The organism is Limnobacter litoralis (assembly GCF_030160455.1).
Taxonomy (GTDB): domain Bacteria; phylum Pseudomonadota; class Gammaproteobacteria; order Burkholderiales; family Burkholderiaceae_B; genus Limnobacter; species Limnobacter litoralis.
The window spans coordinates 61,167-84,004 of sequence record NZ_BSOJ01000006.1; the positions used below are offsets into that span (position 1 = coordinate 61,167).

A 22,838-nucleotide genomic window follows, 5' to 3' on the forward strand; every position below is an offset into this window, starting at 1 on the left:
TCTTTAGACCCAGCTGAACTCCACGGAAAGTAGAATTCAAACTCGAGAATTATAGGCACAACCCCTCTAGGCAAGCAATACAAAATGCGCTAGGAAATTGCCAAAAAACGTGAACAGGCCTTGTTGAATCAAGACCTTCAAGAGCAACCGAAAGCTAATTCATTCATTTTAATGGCTTTCTTCCGCCAATTGAGCTCAACGGCACGGTCACTTCTTTGGGTGACATATTCTTGCGTACCTTCCAAGCGTGACCATAAACCAACTCCAGGGTGAGGTTCAGACGCCCGTTTTGAGGGTCACGAAGGTCCTCAAGCGTGGCCATGGCAGCCTTGTGGCGCCTTTTACCCAGCAAGCCAGGCCGGGCATTGTGAAGGTAATTGCCAAACAAGGCGCGACAATCCGCCAACAAGGTTTGAGGGGTTTGATAAGTCAGCGTAATGCGCTCCATTTCCATGACTGGATCTGAAAACCCCTGACGCCCGAGCAGATCACCCCAATCGTGCATGTCGGGGAATTGCGGCAGCTCAGCGCCCAACAGGGCGGCGAACGGGGCGAGCTCGCGCAGCGTGTCCGGCCCGAACACCGAGAAAAACAGCCCCCCTTCCGGTTTCAGCGATTCATTCCAGTGTTGCAGGCATTGTTCTGGCTCAGGGTGCGCATGCAGCCACAACGGTGACCACACCATGCCGATGGATTCCGCCGGCACAGGAAAAGCGGCCTGATTGAGCCATTCATGCGACTTGATTTGAGGCTTGCCGGGCTTGTTTCTGAACCGGTTCAACAGCGCCGTCACCGGCGACACCGCCTCGACCTCCAAGGCGACCACCCCTGGTAAGGGGGCCAGCGCAATCATCTCGCGATCCATGAACAGATTGTGCACTGCGGACACGCTGGCAGGGTGTAACCAGCCATGGTGCAACACACCTCCCTCGACCGGGCGCATGATTTGCGCTCGGGCGATCATGCGGGATTCCACTTCCTGAAGAATGAAGGGCTGGGCACGACCTGCACGCCGACCCCATTGCCGGGCCAGTGCGTTGGCGCTGCGCGCCTGCGCCATGAATGCAGATACCATAATGAAACACACTTTGAATACAACCCTTGCATTGTATAGAAGATGCGCACACGGATTGGAGCGTTTGCGCAATGCCCTGCTTCCGGTGCGCTGTCTGGCCTGTAGCTGCAACGTGAGCTGCGTGGGCCATCAAGCTGGCCTGCCCTGCTGCACAACCTGCGCTGACGCTTTATTGGCCAAGCCCCAAGTTCGATGCGTGCAATGCGCCTTGCCGCTGGGCCCACGCCCCCAAGCCTTTGGCTGGACACGATGCCGACACTGCCGGGCCACACCCAATGCAGCCATTGTCAGCGTGGCCTGCCACAATTACGCGACGCCCGCTGACCTTTGGCTGCTGCAGATGAAATACGGGGGGCGGCCTGAATTGGCCAGACTGCTGGGGGCCTGGCTGGCGCTGGCGCTGAAGCAGGCAGGTGACCATGCCCAGCCTGATGTCATCGTGCCGGTGCCCATGCACCCCGACAAACAGCGACAACGCGGCTATAATCAGGCCGAATTGCTGGCCAGGGCTGTGGCCAGACACACCGGCATTGCCCTGAACACCACCTTGCTGCAGCGTGCAAGGCCTTCGGTTTCCAGCCAAAGCCGCAAAGGCCGGCAGGCTCGAATGGCCAAAACGGACAACCCTTTTCGATGCCAAAAAGCCATTCCGGCCGAGCTGCGAATCGGATTGGTGGACGATGTCATAACCACGCAGGCCACCATGCAGGCGTGTGTAGACGCACTGCGCAAGGCGGGTGCCACGCAATTTACTTTAATGGCCGTATGCAGGACCCCAGAATGATTCAAATTGTATTGGTTGAACCGGAGATTCCGCCCAACACTGGCAACATTATTCGCCTGTGCGCCAACACGGGCGCAGCGTTGCATTTGGTGGAACCACTCGGATTTCCGCTGGACGATGCGCGCATGCGCCGCGCCGGCCTGGATTACCATGAATTTGCATCCATTCGCGTGCACGCCAGCTGGGAGACGTTTGTTCAGAACGAGCAACCCGATCCGGCGCGCTGCTTTGCCTTGACCACCAAAGGCACGCAGTCCCCTTACTCGGTCCAGTTTCAGGACCAGGATTACCTGGTGTTTGGCAGCGAAACACGGGGCTTGTCGGATGAGATCAGAGGGTGGTTTTCAGACACCAACAAACTCAGACTGCCCATGCGCCCCGAAAGTCGATCAATGAACCTGTCCAATGCAGTGGCAGTAATGGTCTATGAGGCGTGGCGCCAACTGAATTTCATGGGCGGCATGTGAACGTGACGGGCAATTGGCCCGTCAACTTTCTAGCTTTGATTCCCGCGCCAGAAGGTCTTGAAGAACAGCCTGTATGGATTTGCCATCGTGAACAATGGCAGACACCGCTTCGGTAATCGGCATTTCAATGTTCAGTTTTTGGGCAAGCTGGGTAACGACAGACACGCAGCGCACACCTTCAGCCACCTGGCCCAACTCGGCCAGGATGTCAGACAGGCTTTTGCCCTGGGCCAGCATCAGGCCAACCCGACGGTTGCGCGACAAATCGCCCGTACAGGTCAGAATGAGGTCGCCAAAACCAGACAGACCATTCAGGGTTTCCGATTGCGCACCCAAACTCAGTGCCAACCTTCGGATTTCAGCCATGCCACGGGTAATCAAGGCGGCACGGGCATTCAAACCAAGCCGCAAGCCATCGCAGATGCCAGTGGCCACCGCCATGATGTTTTTGACCGCGCCGCCCACTTCGGCACCGATGATGTCGTCGAGTGCGTAAACCCGCATGCTGGAATGATGTGCAGCCGCCAATATGGCTTGGCGCGTTTTGGGGCAAGCCGAGGCCGCGGTGAGAGCGCAGGGAAGACCCATGGCCACCTCTGCAGCAAATGAAGGCCCGGTAAGCGCACCCCCGTAGGTTTGACCGAGCACCGATTCAACCACCTGGTGCGGCATCAAGCCGGTGTCTGACTCAAAGCCCTTGCACAACCAGACAACCGAGGGCCATTGGTCAATCGGGCAAATGGCCAACAACTGGGTCAAGGTGGATCGAAGGGCACCCATGGGCGTGCCAATGACCCACAGACGCTGATCGGGGTCGGGGTGACTCAGGGCGTGACGGGCGGCCAGTTCGAAATCGGGTTCCACCTGGAGCCCGGACGCCAAGGGAATGCCCTTCAAATACCGGGTGTTTTCACCATGGGACCGGATATCGTCAAGATCGGACGCCCGACGACCCCAAAGCACCACTTGATGACACCGGGCCATGTGCGAGGCAACAGCCGTGCCCCATGCCCCCGCGCCAAACACCGTGATCTTCATCATGCAGCCGCTCAGGCCTGGTTGGCCTGCTCTTGAGCAGCGGCAAGGCGCTGCTGATAAAACTGCTCGAAGTTGATGTCAGACAAATGCACGGGCGGGAAACCGGTGCGGGTAATCAGGTCGGCCACGTTGGCGCGAAGATAGGGGTAAATCATGTTGGGGCAAAGAATGCCCAGCAGCGGGTCGTACTGCTCTTCAGGCACACCGGAAATCTCAAAAATGCCGGCCTGTTTGGCTTCAACCAGAAAAGACACACGGTCTTCCACTTTGGCGGTGACGGTGACGGTCACTTCAGACTCAAACACGGTTTCGCCCAGCCGTTGCGCACCAACGTCAACGGACACTTCGATTTGAGGATTGGATTTTTCCAGAAAGGCCTGGGGTGCGTTTGGCATTTCCAGAGAAGCGTCTTTGAGGTAAACACGCTGCATTTGAAAGACTGCTTCTTGGGCTTGTTCGGACATCTTGTTCCTTCCTGTTGGGTGGGTTTGCTTTTAAAACGGAGTCAGTCGCCCTGACCGTTGAGCAAGGGTAGCAGCTTGCCGGCCTGATCGAGCGCAGCCAGGTCGTCAAAGCCGCCCACATGCACGTCGCCGATGTAAATTTGAGGCACGGTGCGGCGGCCGGTTTTTTCCATCATCTGCTGGCGCACGCCGGGGTCCAGGTCGACATGAATTTTGTCAATGTGCGCCACGCCTCGTTCGGTCAGCAGGCGTTCAGCCCGCATGCAGTAAGGGCACACCGCCGTGGTGTACATGGTCACGGGTTTGCTCATGTCAGGCCGCCTTCGACTTTTTGATGGGCATGCCGGCTTCAACCCAAGCGTTGATACCGCCGTCCAGCACATACACCTCGGTGTAACCGGTGGCCTTCAGCACTGCCGATGCGGCACCGGAACGCTGGCCGGTTTGGCACAAGACCACAATCGGATGCGCCTTGTTCTTGACCAGCGTGGGGGCTTTGTCTTTCAGGTCTTTGATTTCAACGGGCTTGGCGTTGACCACTTGCCCCATTTTCTGGGCCACATCGGGTTCACGCACGTCCAGCAGCACGGCCTTTTTCTGGTTGATCAGCAAAGTGGCCTGCGCCACGGAAATGCGGTTGCCACCTCCACGATTGAGCATGGGCCAAAAAAGCATCATGCCCGAGCCGACAGCCAGAACAATCAGCCAGCTGTTGTGCAAAAGAAATTCTTGTGTCATGTGAGGGCTTTTCAAAAACTGGTTCAATCCACCATTATATCCGCACGTTTCGGGGCTAAAATACGGCATCGCTTATTTATCCTGCCCCGAAGGTGGAGTTTTTATGTACAAACTTGTTCTGATGCGCCACGGCGAAAGCCAGTGGAACCTTGAAAACCGGTTCACAGGCTGGGCCGACGTGGATCTGACTGACAAAGGTCGCGAAGAAGCACGAAAGGCAGGCGAGTTGCTGAAATCGGAAGGATTTTCGTTTGACGTGGCCTACACCTCTGTGCTGAAGCGCGCCATCCGAACCTTGTGGATTGCACTGGACACGATGGATCAGATGTATCTGCCAATCGTTCATTCCTGGCGCCTGAACGAGCGCCATTATGGCGACCTGCAAGGGTTGAACAAGGCAGAGACCGCTGCCAAGTTTGGTGAGGAGCAAGTGCTGATCTGGCGCAGGGCTTATGCAATTGCACCCAACCCCATGAAAGTGGACGACCCCCGTTTTGCCGGCAACGACCCACGGTACAAAAAGCTCAAACCCGAGGAAATTCCTCTGACCGAGTGCCTGAAAGACACCGTGGATCGTGTGATACCGGTCTGGAAAGACGGCATTGCGCCCGCCATCAAGGCTGGCAAGCAGGTGCTGGTGGCTGCGCACGGCAATTCCCTGCGCGCGCTAATCAAGTACCTGGACAACCTCAGCGAAGACGACATTCTCAAGGTCAACATTCCAACAGCCCGTCCGCTGGTGTACGAGCTGGACGCCGAGTTGCGTCCAATCAAGCACTATTACCTGGGCGATCAGGCGGAAATTGAGGCAGCCATGGCGGCAGTGGCCAATCAAGGCAAGGCCAAGTAAGGTCGAATGTCCTTTTTTGCGCGCAAATCATCGGCAGCCCGTGCTGCTGTGCTGTACTCGCTCGCAGTGGCCCTGCTGACGCATGGCCTCGCGGGTGTAGCCGCCATTCGTGACCCCGCGGGGGTCAAGCAAGAGCGCGAGGATGTGCGCAAAAAGCTGCAGGACATCAAGAAGGCGATCACCCAAACCTCGGGTGAGAAACAAAAAGTCAGCAACGCCATCAAGCAGCTGGACAAGCAGCTTGCAAACACGGAAAGTCGACTTGCCCAATTGTCCAAAGACCGAAAGGCTCTTGAGGACGACATTGCCGACCTGAAGACCAAACAAGCTGCGGTGGAAGCTGCGCTGGCGGACACCGAAAAGCGGCTGGCCAGTGTCATTCGTAACCAGTACCGACGCAGCGACATCAACCCCACCCAAGCTTGGCTCGCGGGCCAGTCTGCCAGCCAGGCCGCCCGTGAGGGTTACTGGTATCAACGAATATCCAGCGCCGAAAAGCAGCTGGGCGACACGCAGGCAGCGCAGGCCAGTCAATTGCAGTCCATTCGCGAAGGCATGGAAAAAAAGCGCGAACGGCTGGAAAAAACCATTAAAAGTCAGGACCAAAAACAACGGGAACTGAAATCCCAGAAAGAAGAGCGCCAGCAGCTGGTGGAGGACCTGAGCTCGAAACTGAAGGGCCAGGAACTTGAAAAAAAACGGCTGGAACGAGATGACAAGCGATTGACCGGTGTGATCGCCGACCTGACCCGTGCCATCGAACAAGCCAAGCGCGAGCAGGCCGCGCGCCGCAAACGCGAACAGGAAAACCCGGGCAGCCCACCGTCTGGACGCAAAACGCCCAATCGCGAGGTGGAGTCGCCACCCATACCTGACACTGGTGATTTTGCGAAGCTCAAAGGCCGCTTACAGTTGCCAGTGCAGGGGTCTGTGGTGGGCCGATTTGGTGAAACGCGCTCCAAGGACGGTCAGGGGCCGTCCTGGAAGGGTATATTTATCAAAACCGAGGCTGGTCAACCAGTGCGGGCGGTGGGCTCAGGCAAGGTGGTGTTTGCCGAGTGGCTGCGCGGATTCGGCGAATTGGTCATTATTGACCACGGCGACCAATACCTCAGCGTGTATGGCAACAACTCCAAGCTGTTGAAATCGGCAGGAGATTTAGTCAAGGCGGGAGACACCATTGCAGAAACGGGAAACAGCAGTGGTAATCTTGAAACTGGGTTATATTTTGAGCTTAGGCATCAAGGACAACCCTTCGATCCGATTTCCTGGACCAAAGGTCACTAATTACTATGCATCACAAAGTACGTCAAATCAGTCTGGTTTCAGTTGGCCTGGTGGCCGGCGTGTGCGTCAGCATCGGCATCAGCGCTGTTGCCCAGAAGCAGCCTTCAGATCCGCTTCCGCTGAGTGAACTCCGCGAGTTCACCGAAGTGTACGGCGCGATCAAGAACTTCTATGTGGAACCTGTCACCGATCAGAAGCTGTTTGAGGGTGCCATCAGTGGCATGGTGTCCAACCTGGATCCGCACTCGGCTTACCTGGATCAGGACGCCTTCAAAGAGCTGCGCGTTGGCACGCAAGGTCAATTTGGCGGCCTGGGCATTGAAGTCGGCACTGAAGATGGATTTGTGAAGGTGATTTCTCCGATTGAAGACACACCTGCCCAGCGCGCAGGCGTGAAGGCCGGTGACCTGATCATCAAGATCGACAACAAGCCCACCAAGGGCATGAGCCTGTCAGACGCGGTCAACCTGATGCGTGGCAAACCCAAAACAACCATCAAACTGACGCTGCTGCGGAAATCGGTCGACAAGCCAATCGACGTCACGATCATGCGTGACATCATCAAAGTGCAGTCCGTGAAATTCAAAATGCTGGACGACGGCTACGGTTACGTTCGCATTACCCAATTCCAGGAACACACCGGCGAGTATCTGGCCAAGGCCTTAAACAAGCTTGAAGCTGAAAAGCCAATGAAGGGCATCGTGCTGGACCTGCGCAACAACCCCGGTGGTTTGCTGAATGCCGCGGTGGGTGTGGCGGGCGCGTTCCTGCCCAAAAATGCCCTGGTGGTTTCCACGGACGGCCGAACTGAAGACTCTCATCGCAAGCTGGTGGTGACTCCTTCAGACTACCTGCGCGGCCAGGAAAAAGACTATCTGTCTGATTTGACTGCAGTGGCCAAAAAGCTGCCCATGGTGGTGGTGGTCAACGGCGGTTCCGCCTCAGCCTCTGAAATTGTGTCGGGTGCACTGCAAGACAATGGCCGCGCCAAAATTCTGGGCACACAGACCTTCGGCAAGGGCTCCGTACAAACGATTCTGCCGCTGAACAACAACACGGCCATCAAGCTGACCACGGCCCGTTACTACACGCCTTCTGGCGCCAGCATTCAAGCGCGCGGCATTGTGCCCGACTTCTATGTGGCTGAAACCCCGGAAGGCGACGTTGTGGGGCGCATTCGTGAAGCGGACCTGAGCCACCACCTGAACAATGACAAAGGTGGCCAAGAAACACCCCCGCCCGATGAGCGCAAAGTGGAGCTTGCCCCCGATGCGAAAGACCTCAAGCCAATCCTGTTTGGATCGGCCGACGACTACCAGCTTCAACAGGCCCTGAATTACCTGAAAGGCAAGCCTGTCGCACAAAACAAGCGGCCACCTGAGGAAACCGCGAAGGCCGACAAGAAGAAGTGATGCTGGCATGACGAACCCTGTGCAGCAGGGCGCCCACGCCCTGCGTGACCTCAGCGACGACGAGTTGCTGAGGTATTCCCGGCACATTCTGCTGGACGACATCGGCATTGAGGGTCAATCGCGCATTTCAAATGCCAAGGTGCTGATTGTGGGCGCAGGTGGACTGGGCTGCCCAGTGGGGCTCTACATGGCCGCAGCTGGGGTCGGCGAAATCACCATTGCCGACGACGATGAGGTTGATCTCACCAACCTTCAAAGGCAAGTGCTGCACACCACCGACCGTGTGGGCATGCCAAAAGTAGAGTCGGCCAAAGTGCAGATGCTGGCACTCAACCCCACCATTCGAGTCAATGCCGTTCAGCAGCGCCTGACCGGCAAAGCGCTGTCGGATGCCGTTCAAAACGCAGATTTGGTGCTGGATTGTTGTGACAACTTCAAAACCCGCCATGCGGTGAATGCGGCCTGTGTTGAACACGGCAAACCGCTGGTGTCGGGTGCCGCCATTCGACTGGACGGGCAATTGGCCTGTTTTGATTTGGGCAATTCGGAGGCCCCCTGCTACCACTGCCTGTTTCCAGACGGCCAAGACGTCAGCGAAATCAATTGCGCAACCATGGGCGTGCTCGCCCCGGTGACTGGCGTCATAGGCACCCTTCAAGCCACTGAAGCGCTGAAAATTATTGCGGGTTTTGGTTCACCCTTGTTTGGGGTCCTGCAAATTTACGACGCACGCAACGGCGATTTCACCCGCATGCGAGTGCCCAAAGACCCCGACTGCCCGGTGTGCAACAAGGCGACTAAAAAGCGTGCCGGCGAATCTGGTCAAACTGCCTGATCCGCTTTTTCACGCGCCCAGTGGGCAGCAAGGGCTTAAAGCCCAGGCCAGGGCTGGTGATCCAGGCGGTTTGAATGCCGCGTCGGGAGGCGGCATTCAGGTGCCCGAGGGTGTCATCCACCAACATCAGCCTTCGCGTTTTCAATTGCGCCCGGACATTGGCCCAAAGCCAGTCAGACGGCTTGGGTCGCCATTGGCGGTGTATCTGCATGTCTTCGATGGCCACAATGGCGTGAAAATAGCGATACAAGCCAAGCGCCCTGCACAGGTCAACAGCATAGGCCCTGGGCGCGTTTGTAAAGAGAATGCGAATGCCGTTTAAACGGGCCAGTCTGCGGGGTACGCTGGCGTGGCGGCCACTGATCTGTGGAAAATCCTGAAGCCGATGGGTTTCGGCCAGAAAGTGATGCGGATCAACGCCGTGATGTTTGATCAGCCCGAGCAAGGTGGCGCCATAGCGCATCCAGTACTGGGTGCGCAGCGCACTGGCCTGGGGGGCGGACAGGTCGAGTTGCTCTTCAATGTAACGGGTCATTTGCCGGTTGATTTCAGGCAAAATGAATCTGGATGCGGCGTGCAGAGTGTTGTCGAGATCCAGAAGGTAAACTTGTTTGGGTGTGCCCGCATTGGGACGAAGGTGATACTTGACTTGCAAAATGTTGAATCCGGATGTTGACCACGACGACTTTCACCCCGCATTTGGTGAAGCGATACTTTGCCATTCTGACACTGCAAAGCGATGCGGTCTAGACAATGTCTGCCCTGCGCCCCTGAAAGACAATCTGAGACGACTTTCCCGATTGCTGGGTCAAATTGAAAGCCTGTTACCAGACAGCGCAAGGCTTTGCATCACCAGCGGTTTTCGAAGCACCGCGCTGAACGAAAAGGTAGGCGGGGTCGAGAATTCCCAGCACACGCTGGGCCAAGCCGCCGACATTGCTTGCCCAGCCTATGGCACGCCCTACAGCCTGGCCTGCGCCATTCGAGACTCAGGACTGGAATTTGATCAACTCATCATCGAATTCAACCGGTGGGTGCATGTTTCAGTGCCGTCCGCAGAACAGCCCGCCAGGCGGCAATGCCTGAGCATTTTCAACGCAGATGAAGGTTATCTGGAAGGATTGATTGAACGATGAAGTATTTTGTAACTCTTGCACTGAGCAGTGTGCTGGCTCTGTCCGCAATCCAACAGCCTGTACAGGCGGGTGAACTGAAAACCTGCCGAAACATTGCGGACTATCTGACGGGCGGAACGGCCCGATATTCACTGAGCTACAGCCAGATCCCCGGGCAGATTGCGATCACCACACATGAGTTTGTGGTGTCGGGCAACCAGTACAAGCTCAGCTCCACCTCGAAGGCCACTGGTTTTTTGGCGATGCTGTACTCCGGCACGCTCAACCAGAAAAGCGAGGGGGTCATCGAACCCGGCATTGGTCTCGTACCGATTTATTACAGCGAGCAGCGCGGCAAAAAACCACTTCAAGAAACCGTGATCGACACTGAACACAAACAGGTCGTTTTCAAGAAGAATGGTGAAAAAGCCGCACTGGAAAGCCGCCTGCAAGACCGGCTCAGCATGATCTATGAAATGGTCGCCCTGCTGCGCTGTAAAGGGAAAGTGGACCAAGGCGATGTCATGAAAATGCGCGTCATGACGACCGGCGCCCTGGACACAGAACCCTTCACATTCAAAAAATCAGAAAATCTTGAACTGAACCTGGGCAAAGAGTCCAAAACGGTCAAAACCTACCTGTTTGAACTGGCGCCGCAAGAGGCCGACGACGACACAGTCAGATTGTGGTTTGCGCCTGAGCTGAACTGGACTGCAGCCCAGATTCAAGTTGAAGACCACAAGGGTGCGCAGCTGACCCAAACGCTGGTCGGACTGCAGTAATCAGGGGTTTTGCTTGATGATCCGGAACTGATTGGGATCTGTCTGCTGCTCGGGCAGGGCAATTTTGCTGCGCTGTCCGCTGCGCTCAATCACGGCAAAGGCGGGGTCCACCTGCACCAATTTCCAGCCATTGGCCACTTCCTCGCCCACGGCCACTGACACCGCCGGCTGGCCCTCGATTGAAAGCACAGCTGCCCCCAAACCCTTGCTGTTGGCAAACACGCCGTTGAGGACCAAGGAAGGCGGCGTCAATCCGCCGGTGGTTTCAACGCCGAGCAAACGGGCCTCGGGACTTTGATCCACCTGAAACTTGTCGGACTGCGTAGCCGACATGGCAGGCACAATGCGTGGGGCGGGCACACGAAGCCGCTGCACCGCTGCCACCACGATAACCACAGACAAAGCGTACATGAGCCAAGGCAGCGCCTTTGTGAAGGGGCTTAGTGCGTGTGGATTCATGCTGGGCAAAGCAAGCTTCATGGTGTTGTAAATTGTGGCATCCGGAGCCTGATATTAACCGGTGTCAAGGAATCTGAACACAAAAAATCCTACAATGGGACTTCTCTGTTTTCTGACCTGTTTATGCAAAACCTCAACCACACGCTTTCACTGACACGTCGCCCGCTTCAAAAAGGCCTCACCCTGATCGAGATCATGGTGGTGGTGGTCATCATGGGTATTTTGGCCACGCTGGTGGTCCCCAAATTGATGGGGCGCCCAGACGAGGCGCGCAAAGTGGCGGCGAAGCAAGACATCGCGTCGATCATGCAAGCCCTGAACCTTTACCACCTGGACAACGGACGTTACCCCACCACGGAACAAGGTCTGGATGCGTTGGTGAAGGCACCCACCACGGAACCCGTTCCCAGCAATTACAAGGAAGGGGGTTACCTGTCCAAGTTGCCCAAAGACCCCTGGGGCAACAAATACCAATACCTCAGCCCTGGTTTGAAAGGTGAGGTAGACGTGATGAGCCTGGGGGCGGACGGCAAGCCGGGCGGAGAAGGCGTGAATGCCGACATTGGCTCCTGGCAACTCTAAGAAACCGGGGGTTTCAGCTTACGGGCCAAACGGCTTCAGTCTGCTTGAAATCCTGGTGGTGCTGGTGGTGATGTCGATCGCCGCCGGCCTGATTACCATCCGGGGCACACCCGGTGACAGCCGTTACCTGCAGGCCGAAGGGCAAAAACTTTCTCAAATTCTCCGCATCGCCCAACAACAGGCCCTGTTGAAGTCTCAAGAGATCCGCTTTGTGGCGGGCAGTCAGGGCTATTCGTTTGAAGAATTCAATGGCCTGACCTGGCAACCAGTCACTGAAGAGCCCATGCTTCGCACCCGCGTTTGGGACAACGGGCCGATCAAGGCAACCCTGTTGAATCAGGGCCAGGCTGTGCGGTTTTTGATCATCAGCCCGACACCGGGGCTGATCACCAAAAGTGTTGTTCTTCAGAAAAACAACTCGATCATGGCGCTCACCAGCCAGACCAGTGGGCAGTTTGTACTGGGGCCAGTGCAAAAAGCGGTGCAAAACCGGAGTGGCGCATGAGGCCTCAACGTGGTTTCACACTGATTGAAGCCCTGGTGGCCATGACGATCATCGCAGTGGCTTTAATGGCCTGCCTGAAAGCGGCAGGCAACCTGAATCTGCAACAGGACGATTTGATCAAACGCCAGTACGCACAATGGAGTGCCGACAGCGCGGCCACCTACCTGCGAGTGTCCGGTGTATTTCCGGACGGCCCGAAAGTGCTCCAAACCAACTGCAATCAGGGCCACTTCCGTTTTGTCTGTTCCTTCAACATCAGCACCACGCCGAACCCCAACTTTCGCCGGGTTGAGATCACCGTGCGCGACGCCTTTCAGGGCGACAAGGGCAATCAGCTTGCGCGACTGGTGGTGTTTCTGAGCAGCGCGCCATGAGTTTCAACAAACGACGCGCTGTCGGCTTCACCCTGATCGAGATGCTGATCGCACTGGCCATTGTGGCCATATTGGCGCTCTTGGCCTGGCGGGGCCTTGAAGAGGTGCTTCGGTCTGCACGGCGGGTCAACGAGGTGGACGGCCAGTTGCAAACCACGGCGGCGATTTTTTCGCAGTTCAAAACGGATCTTTCACACGCGGAGTTGTCGGATCAAAGACGCTACTTTCCGAACGACGCAGTTCAAGTGGATCAAACCGGCCTGACCCTGCTGGTGACGCAACGCCCCGCCGAAAAACCGGCCTATCAAGAACGCATTCAATGGACCTTGAACAATGGCGCACTGATCCGCACCAGTCAGGTTCAAAATCAAACCGACCCAGCCCCCACCGTGCAAAGCGCACCCATTGCCATGAAGGGAATGGCGATTCGGTTCTGGCTGGAGCCCGGTGGCTGGAGCGCACTGACTTCCTTTGGCCAGAATGCCGACCTTGGCGGTTTTCAGGTGGACTTTCAAGGCGTGGCAAACACGCTGGAGTTGAGCACCACCCAGGTTGGCAGCGGCAGCAATGCACCTGCGGCCCCCACTGGCCCGGATACACAAAGTCAGCCGCTGATTCGCGCCGTGGAAGTGACGCTGACCCAGCCCAACGCTCAGGCTGTTCGGCAGTTGTTCATCACAGGAACGATTCAATGAAACAACGTGGCGCCGCCGTCATCATGGCCCTGTTCATTGTCGTGTTGTGCACGCTCGCAATCAGCCCGCTGATCTGGAACCTGTTTGCCACCGCCAAAACCGTGAGTGTGTCTGCCGCCCGAGACCAAACGCTGGAAGTCACCCAAAGTGCAGTGGACTGGGCGCGGGTGATTTTGCGTGAAGACGCGCGCGTGTCCGCCACCGACAACCTGACCGAGCCGTGGGCAGTGCCTCTGGCAGAAAGCCGTTTAAGCGAAGGCTTGATGCGGCCCAACGAATCGAGCAGCAACCTGACGGACAAAGAAGCGGTGGTGACCGGGCGGATTGAAGACGCACAGGGGCGGTTTAACTTGCGCAACCTGGGACTGGACAACAGCAATAGGGCGGTTTGGCTGCTGGCCTTTGCCAAACTCTGCGACCTGCTGGGTGTCAGTGGGGCCCAACAGAAAGCCCTGGTGGACACCTTGGGGGCAATGTATCCACCGGCACCTGCCAGCCCCCCCGACAAACAGGTCAGCCAGAACCAGGTGCGCCTGCTGCCCGCCAAGCGATGGCAAGAGTTTGACAACAACGATGGCGTGGATGAAAACACCTGGTCACAACTCAGGCCCTATGTGGTCATTCTGCCCGACATCACCCCGTTGAATGCCAACACCGCCAGCGCAGAGCTGTTGTATGCTTGCATTGAAAAATTGGGGTTTCCGGATGCCCAGCAGGTGGTCGCCCGCCGGGAACGGGTACCCTTCAAAGACTTGTCTGACTTGCGTGCAGCCCTAAACCCGGACATCGAAATCCAAAGCAGCATGCTTGGTGTAAAAAGTGATTATTTTCTGGTGGAAGGAAGCGCCCGAATCGATGAGGCCCTGGTGCGAACCCAAGCCTTGCTGGAAAGGAAGAACCAGCGCGTGTATGTCATGTGGAGACAGTAATTGAGCAGCTCGCAGCCTTTGGTCATCGCCTGGTGGCCCACCGCCTACGAACAGAAAGACGCTGAAGACCAGGGCCGAAGCCTGATGATCCGCTACGAGGTGCACTCGCGCCTTGGACAAAAGCTGCACGGTGGCGTAGAACCTGCCCATAGACTGCCCAAAGACATGCCGGTTTTGGTGCTGCTTGCCCCCACCGATGTGGGCTTGTTTGCCATTGAAACACCCCGGATCTCGGGGCGAAAATTGAAAGACGCCCTGCCCTTTCTGGTTGAACCTTTCATCTTGAATGAGCCCGAAGAAAACCTGGTCTCAATCTGGCCCAAATACCTTCGCGGTGACGAACCCAGGCAATTGGCCAGCGTGCTTGAAAAGCGACGTGCGCGCGAGGTGCTGGATTCCTGCACGAAGCTGGGCCTGAAACTTGTGGGGCTGAGTTGCGAGAGCTTGCGCAAACCCACGGTCGAAGGTCTGACAGCCTGGCTGTCGGGCGATTTTGTGTTGATTACAGACGCACAGGCGTCGCCTTTGATTGCCACCAAAGGGCAACTTTCGCTGATTAAAGCCAAGCTTGGTCAAGACACCAACCTTCTGGTCAGCGAACACGACGCCCACTGGTTCATTGAACATCTCGGGCCAAACCGGGTAAAAAGCGAAGGTGCTGGCGTTACCAGCCCTTTGATCAGCCTGATGGAATCCCTTCTCACCACACCGGAAGACCTGCGAAAACTGGGATTTCGGGGCCAAAGCTCCATTGAATCCCCCTGGAAGGCCATTCAAAAGCCGTTTTTGGTGTTGGCCACATGCGCCATTGTCAGCCTCAACGTGGTGGCATTTCAGGAAAAACACACGCTTGAAACCATCAATGATCAAATTGAGCAGGCCTATCAGAAAGCCTTGCCTAACACCCCCATGATTGCAGACCCATTGTTGCTCATTGAACGCGAAAAGAACAAGCTGAACTCGGGTCAGCAGTCTGGTCAGAACCGGTCAATCGCCTGGCTGTTGCATGAAGTCGGCCTGGCCATGGACACAGCGCCGTTCAACAGCATGGCCGGGTTTGCCTGGCAAGACAACACACTCACCCTGCGTTTTCAGGCCAACGTGCAGCAAGCCGACCAGGACGCGGCCGTCCAGAAGCTCAAGGCGCGAAACCTGGAGGCACGCTGGCTGATCGGCGGCACCAGCAAATTGCCGCTTCTTCAGGTCAGCCTGCCCAACGGAGGCCGCTCATGAATCGCCTTGCCGCCGTTCAATGGATTCGACAACGACTGGATGAGTTAAACCAGCGAGAGAGAACCCTCGTGATCGGAGGGGCTGTGGTGCTGGGTCTTGCGCTGGTGTGGTCAATTCTGATTCAGCCTGCGCTGCAGACCATTCAAACCGCCCCAGACGAGCAGGCCGCCCTGACCGACAAAGCAGCCAAGGTGTTGCGGGCTACGGCGGACCTTCAGCAACTGCGCGGCGCGCGGTCGCAAGTTCGTCTGACCGCCGGCGACATTCAGCCGCGTTTGCAGCAAATGCTGGCCGAGCATGGTCTGAAAGACACCGCCAGCCTGCAGCGCACCGAAGAAGGGTATTACGAGGTGAAGTTCGACAAGTCACCCGCAGCCGGCGTGCTGGCCTGGCTGGACGACGTTCAGGCAATCGCAACCCTGACGCCGGTCAAAGGCGAGATTGAAAAAAATGAAGCCGCCATTGTCAGCGGGTCCCTGATGTTTGCAGGCAAGGGCGAGACGCCCGGAAAAGCCCCATGAAAGGCCGATTGGCCTGGGTGGGTCTGTTGTTGACCGGAATAGTCGCCTGGGTGGTTTTAATGCCGGCCAGTAGCCTGAACAATGCGGTCATGAATGCCACCAGTGGCCGGCTGCAACTGATCAACAGCAGTGGCTCTGTCTGGAATGGCCGAGCCCAGCTGGGCCTGTCGGATGGTGGAACGGTTCGCGCCCTGCCTGGCGATGTGCAGTGGCATGTGTTGGTGCTTGGCGGCGGGCTGTGGTTGGGTTTGTCCGTGAATCATCCTACGATGCTGCAACCCGTGCATCTGGGTTGGGCTTCGGGGGGTATCACCCTACAGGCGGGCAAAATGGAAATACCCGCAAGCTGGTTGAGTAGTTTGGGCGCACCGTTCAACACCATCAAGCCTGAAGGTGTATTCAAGCTGGACTGGGCGAGGTGGCAGACAGGCGAATCTGCCGACGTCACGATGAAGTGGGTGGATGCCCAGTCGGCGTTGGCCAGCATTCGCCCACTTGGAGAATATGTGGTGTCGCTCAAGGGCATGCCGGAAAAAGAAATGAATTTGACGATACAAACCCTCAAAGGCCCCTTGTTTATCGAGGGGCAAGGCAAACTGGTGCCGAATCGTCGAATGGCATTTTCGGGCTATGCCTACAGCGACGAAAAAAGCAGACCTGCGTTGACAGGCTTGCTTAGCCAGATGGGAAGACAGGAAGGCGACAAGTATCGCCTGGGTGTATTTTGATATGCATGTGCATGGGATGAACATGAAGAAAAAACTGGTGGCTTGTCTGGTGACTGCCGTAATGGGTACGACGTTTGCGCAAACTGCAATTGCGCAAGCACTCGACTTGAAGGGCTCAACCAAACTGACAATTGACCCCACTGACAAGTTTGCGCTGAACTTCGTGAACGCCGACATTGGCGCTGTGGTTCGTGCGGTGGGTTCGTTCACCAATGAAACCTTTGTGGTGGACCCCCGCGTGCGTGGCACCATTACTCTGGTTTCACCCGCGCCATTGTCCCGACAAGACGCCAAAAATGCGCTGCTGGCAGCCCTCAGACTTCAAGGTTTCACGATTGTAGAGTCTGGCGGTGTCGCCAAGGTTGTGCCCGAAAATGACGCCAAGATACAGGCAGCCGATGTCAACCCCAAACGGGCCCTGAAACAGGGTGACAACGCAATTGTTACCCAGGTTTTTCAGCTGAACTACGAGTCGGCCACAGCCCTTGTACCCGTGTTGCGGCCTTTGATTGCCCCCAACAACACCATTGCGGCCTACCCGAACAACAACACGCTGGTTATTACCGACTACGCAGACAACCTGCAGCGCATTGCGAGAATTATTTCGGCCATTGACGGCCCCTCCTCGGGTGACATGGAAGTGGTCCCCATGCAATACGCGCTGGCTGTAGACGTGGCCACCATGGTCAACAAAATGCTGGATGAAGGCAGCCGGGGCACCGGCGCTGCAGTGGACGCAGGCCAACGCCTGACCGTACTGGCAGACCCCCGCACCAACAGCATTTTGCTCAGGGCCTCCAGCCGGGCACGAATCAACCTCGCCAAGCGCCTGATTGCGCAACTCGACCAACCCACCAAGCAACCCGGAAACGTGTGGGTGGTGTATCTGAAAAATGCGGACGCCAGCAAGCTGGCCAAAACCCTGCAGGCCATTCTGTCGAAAGACACCAACAGTGCAAGCGCCACGAACACAGGCTTAAGCACACCCAGCCTGGGCAGCACAACTGGCAACGTGAACACATTGAGTGGGTCAACGGGCAGCACCAGCGGCAGCACTAACGCGCTGGGCAGCCCTGAGACCGGTGGCAGTGCGCAGCTGACAGCGGCCTCCGGCGGGGGCGAAAGCACTGGCGGCGGCATCATTCAGGCTGACACCTCCACCAATTCACTGATCATTACTGCACCTGAGCCGGTGTATCGCAACATGCGGTCCATCATCGAGAAGCTGGATGTCAGGCGGGCCCAGGTGTATGTGGAATCGCTCATCGTTGAGGTGTCCTCCGACAAGGCGGCCGAATTCGGCATCCAGTTCCAGGGGCTCTCGGGCGCCACCGGCAACAGCGCGCAGCTCATCGGCGGCACCAATTTCAACGCCACGGGCAGCGGCACCAACATCATTGGTGCGGCCACCAATCTAGGGTCCATCGGCCAGGGCCTGAACATCGGCATCATCAATGGGCAGGTCAACATACCGGGCGTGGGCACCATCGCCAACCTGGGCTTTCTGGCCCGCGCACTGGAATCCAAGGCCAACGCCAACATTCTGTCCACACCAAACCTGCTGACCCTGGACAACGAAGAAGCCAAAATCGTGATTGGTCAGAACGTGCCCTTCATCACAGGCCAGTTCACGAACTCGGGCGGAAACGGCGCCACGGTTAATCCCTTTCAAACGATTGAGCGCAAAGACGTGGGCCTGACACTGCGCGTCAAGCCCCAGGTGACCGAGGGCAATGTCGTCAAAATGGGCATTTATCAGGAAGTGTCTTCCGTAGCAGACAGCACCAATGCGGCAGGCCTGATCACCAACAAGCGCTCAATCGAGAGCAATGTGCTGGTGCAAAGTGGCAACATCATTGTGCTGGGTGGTCTGGTGGAAGACAAAGTGACTGGCAATGAACAGAAAGTGCCCGGCTTGGGCGATCTGCCGGTGCTGGGCAACTTCTTTCGCTACGACAACCGCCGACACGTCAAAACCAATTTGATGGTGTTTTTGCGCCCCGTGGTCGTCCGCAGTGAAGACGACCTGCAGGACATCGTCACCGACCGCTATGACTACATGCGCAGTGCCCAGAAAGCAGGCCAGCTTGAGAAGCGGTTTGCACTGCCCGACATGCAGGCCCCGATCATGCCCGCCCAACCGATTGCGCCGATGCGATCCATGCGGCAAATGCCCGATGCACAGGCCACACAACGCACTCAGGGTGATTTGCAGATCCAGCAACAACCCAAGGGCAAAAGTGTCATCGTGGTGCCCAGGCCGCAGAACACACCGGCGGATGGACCACCCCCAGGGAGCATGAATTGAGCGATCTGAGCTTCAACCCCCAAACCATCGGGCGTCTGAATTACGGATTTGCACGGCAAAACCAGGTGCTGTGCCTGGACGCCGGAACTCACCAATGGCGTCTGGCTTTCGGCTCCAGAACGCCGAGCCACGCCTTCACGGAAGCGCAACGCGTTGCCCCCTGTCCGATTGACTGGGTGTTTTGCGAAGACCCGGTCGCACTGGAAAAAACCATCAATCAGGCGTATTCAAACCAGGAAACCAACGCGGCGGCCGTGGCCGATGAAGTGGCGGGCGATCTTGATCTGGACCAGTTGATGCAAGATATTCCCGCGGTGGAAGATCTGCTGGAAACCGAAGACGACGCCCCGATCATCCGGATGATCAATGCCCTGCTGACCCAAGCCTCGCGCGATGGGGCCTCGGACATTCACATTGAAGCTTTCGAGACCCATTCGCTGGTGCGTTTTCGGGTGGACGGCACGCTGCGCGACATTTTGCAGCCACGGCGTGAATTGCACTCTGCCCTTATTTCCCGAATCAAGATCATGGCCAGCCTGGACATTGCCGAAAAGCGCCTGCCGCAAGATGGTCGCATCACGCTGCGCATTGGCGGAAAGCCCATGGACGTGCGTGTTTCAACGCTACCCACCGGACATGGCGAGCGGGCTGTGCTGCGTTTGCTGGACAAAGAAGCCGGGCGACTGGAACTGACCAGCCTGGGCATGCCTTCCAACATCTTGGCGGAAGTAGATCGGCTTTGCCGAATGCCACATGGCATCGTGCTGGTGACCGGCCCAACAGGCTCGGGCAAGACCACCACCTTGTATGCGGCGCTTTCGCGAATCGACTCAAGCACCACCAACGTGATGACGGTGGAAGACCCGGTGGAATACGATCTGCCCGGCATCAGCCAGACCCCCGTCAATGCCAAAATCGACATGAGCTTTGCCAAGGCACTGCGCGCCATTTTGCGGCAAGACCCCGACGTGATCATGATTGGTGAAATCCGAGACCTTGAAACCGCACAAATCGCGGTGCAGGCCTCATTGACGGGCCACTTGGTGCTGGCCACCCTGCACACCAACGACTCGGTCAGTGCTGTTACGCGGCTGGTGGACATGGGTGTTGAGCCTTTCCTGCTCAGTTCGAGCATTTTGGGTGTGCTGGCGCAGCGCCTTGTGCGCCGCCTTTGCCCCCATTGCAAAACCAGCGAGGTCGACAGCGATGGGCACACCCATTGGCACGCCAAAGGCTGCGAGAAATGCGCCCACACGGGCTATCTGGGTCGCTCTGGCGTGTATGAACTGTTCACAGTGGACGATGAAATCCGCACCATGATTCACAACGAAGCCGCCGAAAGCAGCATGCGTGAATACGCGTACGCCAAGGGCATGAAAAACATGCGGGAAGACGGGCAGCGCTGGGTGGATGCGGGGCTGACCACCGCCGAAGAAGTGATGCGCGTGACCCGCGATTAAACCCGACAACAGCAAGGTAGACCCATAACATGGCAGTGTTCAGGTACGAGGCAATCAACGCACAAGGCAAAGCCGTCAAAGGCTCGCTGGAGGCCGATTCTGCCCGCCTGGCCCGCCAGAACCTGCGCATGCAGGGCATGACCCCGCTGGACATTGCTGAGGTGCAATCCCGCCAGGGCGGCAGTCACAAGGCGAGCCGCTGGGGGCGAGAACTGTCCAGCAACGAGGTGGTGCTCTTCACTCGCCAGTTGGCCAGCCTTTTGCAAGCGCGGCTTGCCCTGGCCCAGGCCCTGTCTGCATTGGTGGAACAGGCTGAAAAGCCACTGATTCGCGAGCGGATCAACAGCATTCGCAGCGAAGTGGTGGCGGGTACGGCCCTCTCTCAGGCGCTGGCCGCTTTTCCAAAAGCCTTTCCTGAAATGTACGTGGCCACCGTGGCCGCGGGTGAAAACACCGGGGAACTGGGCACTGTGCTGGCCAAACTGGCTGATGCCTTGGAGGCCCGGCAGGCCCTGGCTCAAAAGGTCAGCGCCGCGTTCATTTACCCGGCCATTGTCACCGCCGTTGCTCTGGCTGTGGTTACAGGCCTGCTGACCTATGTGGTGCCCCAAGTGGTCTCTGTGTTTGAGAACACCAATCACCAGTTGCCCACACTGACCATCGTCATGATTGCCATTTCCGATTTTCTGCGAAATTGGGGCTGGTTGCTGTTGCTGGCCATCGGCGTGGCGGCTTATGCACTGCGCACCGCCCTGAAAAACAAGGCCTTCAAACTGCGTTTTGACGAGGGCTTGCTGAACGTGCCGCTGATCGGCCCTTTCGTGCGCTCGGTCAACACCGCGCGCCTGGCCTCCACACTGGCCATTTTGGTGGGCAGCGGGGTACCCATCCTGAAGGCGCTGGCTGCAGCCAACCGCACGGTCAGCAACAGCGCGCTGCAAAACGCCATGCACGATGTTCAAGAGCGGGTGAAAGAAGGCAGCGGGCTGAGCAAAGCCTTGGGCAAAAGCAATTTGTTTCCGCCCGTGTTGACGCACTTGGTGGCCAGCGGCGAGGCCACCGGGCAGTTGTCAGACATGCTTCAAAGGGCGTCTGACAGCCAGCGAACCGAGGTGGAGCGAAAGGCATTGTGGCTGACCAGCCTCATGGAGCCCTTGCTGATTCTGGTCATGGGCTTGATTGTGCTGTTGATTGTGCTGGCCGTGATGATGCCGATTATTGAAATCAACCAGCTGATTCAGTAAGCATTTCCGCTTGCTGTTTGTTCAACAGCGCTTTGCCCGCGCGGCTGGCGTAAGGTTTGCCAATCTGCCCGGAAATCCAGGCGCCGGTTTTGACCAGTTCACCCAGATCAATTCCACAGGCAATGCCCAAGCCCTGCAGCAGATAGACCACGTCTTCCGTGGCCACATTGCCAGTGGCACCCTTGGCATAGGGGCAACCACCCAGACCAGCCACTGAACTGTGAAAGGTGCGAACACCCACTTGCAAGGCCGCCAGTATGTTGGCCAGCGCTTGCCCATAGGTGTCATGAAAATGCCCGGCAATCTGGTTCAAGGGGCTGACCTTGGCCACCGCTGAGAACACCTCGGACACTCGCCCTGCAGTGCCCACACCAATGGTGTCGGCCACGTCAAATTCCTGCACGCCAATGCCATGCAAGCGTTTAACCACTTCAGCGGCTGCAGTAACAGGCACATCGCCCTGATACGGGCAGCCCAAGGCGCAGGAGATCGAACCTCGAATGTGAATGTCTGCGCGGCGAGCCAGCTCGATGACGGGCTTGAATCGCTCGATGCTTTCGGCAATTGAGCAATTGATGTTTTTTTGTGCGAACGCTTCGGACGCCGCCGTGAACACGACAATCTCGTCCACACCCGCTTCAATGGCCGCTTCCATGCCTTTCAGATTGGGCACCAGGGCGGAAACGGACACCGACTGCGGCTTGGGCGACAACGTGCGATTCAGGCTTGCAATCACCGCCGCACCATCGGCCATTTGCGGCACCCATTTTGGCGACACAAAGGCAGCAGCCTCCAAACGGCTCACGCCCGCGGCAAGCAGACGGTTGCACAACTCAGCCTTGATGCCAGTTTCAATGTGCTGCTTTTCGTTCTGAAGGCCATCCCGAGGGCCCACTTCAACGAGATTGACCTGCTTGGGAAGGCTGCGTAATTGCATAAGTCGCTTTAAAAAA

At 57.3% G+C, this 22,838-nt stretch carries 27 protein-coding genes; 19 read left to right on the top strand and 8 right to left on the bottom strand.

Translation table 11 applies throughout. The features are described 5' to 3' along the window. Window positions 1-163: 163 nt before the first annotated feature. Entirely contained in the window at window positions 164-1,075 is a 912-nt protein-coding gene (locus QQJ87_RS01735) for a methyltransferase domain-containing protein (RefSeq protein WP_284279591.1), read from the bottom strand. Between the two features lie 55 nt (window positions 1,076-1,130). On the opposite strand from QQJ87_RS01735, the gene QQJ87_RS01740 reads away from it, so the two are divergent. Together QQJ87_RS01740 and trmL are read left to right on the top strand one after the other, a co-directional pair. Beyond that, complete coding sequence (locus tag QQJ87_RS01740; protein ID WP_284279592.1) at window positions 1,131-1,859, top strand: ComF family protein; 729 nt, start codon at window positions 1,131-1,133, stop codon at window positions 1,857-1,859. Next, window positions 1,856-2,326: a tRNA (uridine(34)/cytosine(34)/5-carboxymethylaminomethyluridine(34)-2'-O)-methyltransferase TrmL gene (gene trmL / locus QQJ87_RS01745; protein ID WP_284279593.1), complete on the top strand. Its 471-nt coding sequence runs from the start codon at window positions 1,856-1,858 to the stop codon at window positions 2,324-2,326. The genes QQJ87_RS01740 and trmL overlap by 4 nt, the downstream gene beginning before the upstream one ends. A gap of 21 nt (window positions 2,327-2,347) precedes the next feature. Here the strand turns inward: trmL and QQJ87_RS01750 are convergent, their stop codons facing one another. From QQJ87_RS01750 to QQJ87_RS01765, 4 genes are read right to left on the bottom strand one after another with little or no spacing between them, the layout of a single operon-like run. Further along, window positions 2,348-3,364: an NAD(P)H-dependent glycerol-3-phosphate dehydrogenase gene (locus tag QQJ87_RS01750; RefSeq protein WP_284280067.1), complete on the bottom strand. Its 1,017-nt coding sequence runs from the start codon at window positions 3,362-3,364 to the stop codon at window positions 2,348-2,350. 11 nt (window positions 3,365-3,375) lie between these two features. Next, on the bottom strand, window positions 3,376-3,828 hold the full coding sequence (gene secB, locus QQJ87_RS01755) for a protein-export chaperone SecB (RefSeq protein ID WP_284279594.1): 453 nt from the start codon (window positions 3,826-3,828) through the stop codon (window positions 3,376-3,378). 41 nt (window positions 3,829-3,869) lie between these two features. Continuing rightward, complete coding sequence (gene grxC / locus QQJ87_RS01760; RefSeq protein WP_284279595.1) at window positions 3,870-4,139, bottom strand: glutaredoxin 3; 270 nt, start codon at window positions 4,137-4,139, stop codon at window positions 3,870-3,872. A gap of 1 nt (window position 4,140) precedes the next feature. Continuing rightward, entirely contained in the window at window positions 4,141-4,566 is a 426-nt protein-coding gene (locus tag QQJ87_RS01765; protein ID WP_284279596.1) for a rhodanese-like domain-containing protein, read from the bottom strand. A gap of 103 nt (window positions 4,567-4,669) precedes the next feature. Here QQJ87_RS01765 and gpmA point away from each other — a divergent pair, with 103 nt between their 5' ends. From gpmA to QQJ87_RS01785, 4 genes are read left to right on the top strand one after another with little or no spacing between them, the layout of a single operon-like run. Next, the gene (gene gpmA / locus QQJ87_RS01770; RefSeq protein WP_284279597.1) at window positions 4,670-5,416 is read left to right on the top strand and encodes a 2,3-diphosphoglycerate-dependent phosphoglycerate mutase; all 747 of its coding nucleotides are present in this window, start codon (window positions 4,670-4,672) and stop codon (window positions 5,414-5,416) included. 6 nt (window positions 5,417-5,422) lie between these two features. Beyond that, window positions 5,423-6,703 carry a murein hydrolase activator EnvC family protein gene (locus QQJ87_RS01775; RefSeq protein ID WP_284279598.1) on the top strand — a complete coding sequence of 427 codons (1,281 nt, stop codon included), beginning with the start codon at window positions 5,423-5,425 and terminating at the stop codon, window positions 6,701-6,703. Between the two features lie 5 nt (window positions 6,704-6,708). After that, on the top strand, window positions 6,709-8,115 hold the full coding sequence (locus QQJ87_RS01780) for a S41 family peptidase (protein WP_284279599.1): 1,407 nt from the start codon (window positions 6,709-6,711) through the stop codon (window positions 8,113-8,115). A gap of 7 nt (window positions 8,116-8,122) precedes the next feature. Then, window positions 8,123-8,950: a HesA/MoeB/ThiF family protein gene (locus QQJ87_RS01785; RefSeq protein ID WP_284279600.1), complete on the top strand. Its 828-nt coding sequence runs from the start codon at window positions 8,123-8,125 to the stop codon at window positions 8,948-8,950. Here the strand turns inward: QQJ87_RS01785 and QQJ87_RS01790 are convergent. After that, window positions 8,913-9,605 carry an HAD family hydrolase gene (locus tag QQJ87_RS01790; protein WP_284279601.1) on the bottom strand — a complete coding sequence of 231 codons (693 nt, stop codon included), beginning with the start codon at window positions 9,603-9,605 and terminating at the stop codon, window positions 8,913-8,915. The two genes, QQJ87_RS01785 and QQJ87_RS01790, sit on opposite strands and share 38 nt — an antisense overlap. Window position 9,606: 1 nt before the next feature. Between QQJ87_RS01790 and QQJ87_RS01795 the strand changes: the two genes are divergently transcribed. Together QQJ87_RS01795 and QQJ87_RS01800 are read left to right on the top strand one after the other, a co-directional pair. Continuing rightward, window positions 9,607-10,086, top strand: a complete 480-nt coding sequence (locus tag QQJ87_RS01795) for a D-Ala-D-Ala carboxypeptidase family metallohydrolase (protein ID WP_284279602.1) — start codon at window positions 9,607-9,609, stop codon at window positions 10,084-10,086. Then, on the top strand, window positions 10,083-10,847 hold the full coding sequence (locus QQJ87_RS01800) for a DUF3108 domain-containing protein (protein WP_284279603.1): 765 nt from the start codon (window positions 10,083-10,085) through the stop codon (window positions 10,845-10,847). The genes QQJ87_RS01795 and QQJ87_RS01800 overlap by 4 nt, the downstream gene beginning before the upstream one ends. On the opposite strand, the gene QQJ87_RS01805 is transcribed toward QQJ87_RS01800, so the two are convergent. Further along, window positions 10,848-11,306, bottom strand: coding sequence for a type II secretion system protein N (locus QQJ87_RS01805; RefSeq protein WP_284279604.1), 459 nt, complete (start codon window positions 11,304-11,306; stop codon window positions 10,848-10,850). Between the two features lie 123 nt (window positions 11,307-11,429). On the opposite strand from QQJ87_RS01805, the gene gspG reads away from it, so the two are divergent. Genes gspG through gspF form a run of 11 tightly spaced genes read left to right on the top strand, consistent with a single transcriptional unit; the run spans window position 11,430 to window position 21,885 of the window. Next, entirely contained in the window at window positions 11,430-11,888 is a 459-nt protein-coding gene (gene gspG / locus QQJ87_RS01810) for a type II secretion system major pseudopilin GspG (RefSeq protein WP_284279605.1), read from the top strand. Then, window positions 11,860-12,393, top strand: a complete 534-nt coding sequence (locus QQJ87_RS01815; protein ID WP_284279606.1) for a prepilin-type N-terminal cleavage/methylation domain-containing protein — start codon at window positions 11,860-11,862, stop codon at window positions 12,391-12,393. The genes gspG and QQJ87_RS01815 overlap by 29 nt, the downstream gene beginning before the upstream one ends. Then, window positions 12,390-12,767, top strand: a complete 378-nt coding sequence (gene gspI, locus QQJ87_RS01820) for a type II secretion system minor pseudopilin GspI (protein WP_284279607.1) — start codon at window positions 12,390-12,392, stop codon at window positions 12,765-12,767. The genes QQJ87_RS01815 and gspI overlap by 4 nt, the downstream gene beginning before the upstream one ends. After that, window positions 12,764-13,462, top strand: a complete 699-nt coding sequence (locus QQJ87_RS01825) for a PulJ/GspJ family protein (RefSeq protein WP_284279608.1) — start codon at window positions 12,764-12,766, stop codon at window positions 13,460-13,462. The genes gspI and QQJ87_RS01825 overlap by 4 nt, the downstream gene beginning before the upstream one ends. Continuing rightward, on the top strand, window positions 13,459-14,391 hold the full coding sequence (gene gspK, locus QQJ87_RS01830; protein ID WP_284279609.1) for a type II secretion system minor pseudopilin GspK: 933 nt from the start codon (window positions 13,459-13,461) through the stop codon (window positions 14,389-14,391). The genes QQJ87_RS01825 and gspK overlap by 4 nt, the downstream gene beginning before the upstream one ends. Beyond that, window positions 14,392-15,624 carry a type II secretion system protein GspL gene (gene gspL / locus QQJ87_RS01835; protein WP_284279610.1) on the top strand — a complete coding sequence of 411 codons (1,233 nt, stop codon included), beginning with the start codon at window positions 14,392-14,394 and terminating at the stop codon, window positions 15,622-15,624. Then, the gene (locus QQJ87_RS01840; RefSeq protein ID WP_284279612.1) at window positions 15,621-16,145 is read left to right on the top strand and encodes a type II secretion system protein M; all 525 of its coding nucleotides are present in this window, start codon (window positions 15,621-15,623) and stop codon (window positions 16,143-16,145) included. The genes gspL and QQJ87_RS01840 overlap by 4 nt, the downstream gene beginning before the upstream one ends. Beyond that, on the top strand, window positions 16,142-16,873 hold the full coding sequence (gene gspN / locus QQJ87_RS01845) for a type II secretion system protein N (protein ID WP_284279613.1): 732 nt from the start codon (window positions 16,142-16,144) through the stop codon (window positions 16,871-16,873). The genes QQJ87_RS01840 and gspN overlap by 4 nt, the downstream gene beginning before the upstream one ends. 22 nt (window positions 16,874-16,895) lie before the next feature. Then, window positions 16,896-19,181 (top strand): type II secretion system secretin GspD, encoded by a 2,286-nt coding sequence (gene gspD / locus QQJ87_RS01850; protein ID WP_284279614.1) that lies wholly within the window; start codon window positions 16,896-16,898, stop codon window positions 19,179-19,181. Beyond that, window positions 19,178-20,641 (top strand): type II secretion system ATPase GspE, encoded by a 1,464-nt coding sequence (gene gspE, locus QQJ87_RS01855; RefSeq protein WP_284279615.1) that lies wholly within the window; start codon window positions 19,178-19,180, stop codon window positions 20,639-20,641. Before gspD ends, gspE begins: the two co-directional genes overlap by 4 nt. A 29-nt stretch (window positions 20,642-20,670) precedes the next feature. Then, window positions 20,671-21,885: a type II secretion system inner membrane protein GspF gene (gspF, locus tag QQJ87_RS01860; protein ID WP_284279616.1), complete on the top strand. Its 1,215-nt coding sequence runs from the start codon at window positions 20,671-20,673 to the stop codon at window positions 21,883-21,885. Here the strand turns inward: gspF and QQJ87_RS01865 are convergent. Then, window positions 21,866-22,822: a hydroxymethylglutaryl-CoA lyase gene (locus tag QQJ87_RS01865; RefSeq protein WP_284279617.1), complete on the bottom strand. Its 957-nt coding sequence runs from the start codon at window positions 22,820-22,822 to the stop codon at window positions 21,866-21,868. The two genes, gspF and QQJ87_RS01865, sit on opposite strands and share 20 nt — an antisense overlap. Between the last annotated feature and the right edge of the window lie 16 nt (window positions 22,823-22,838).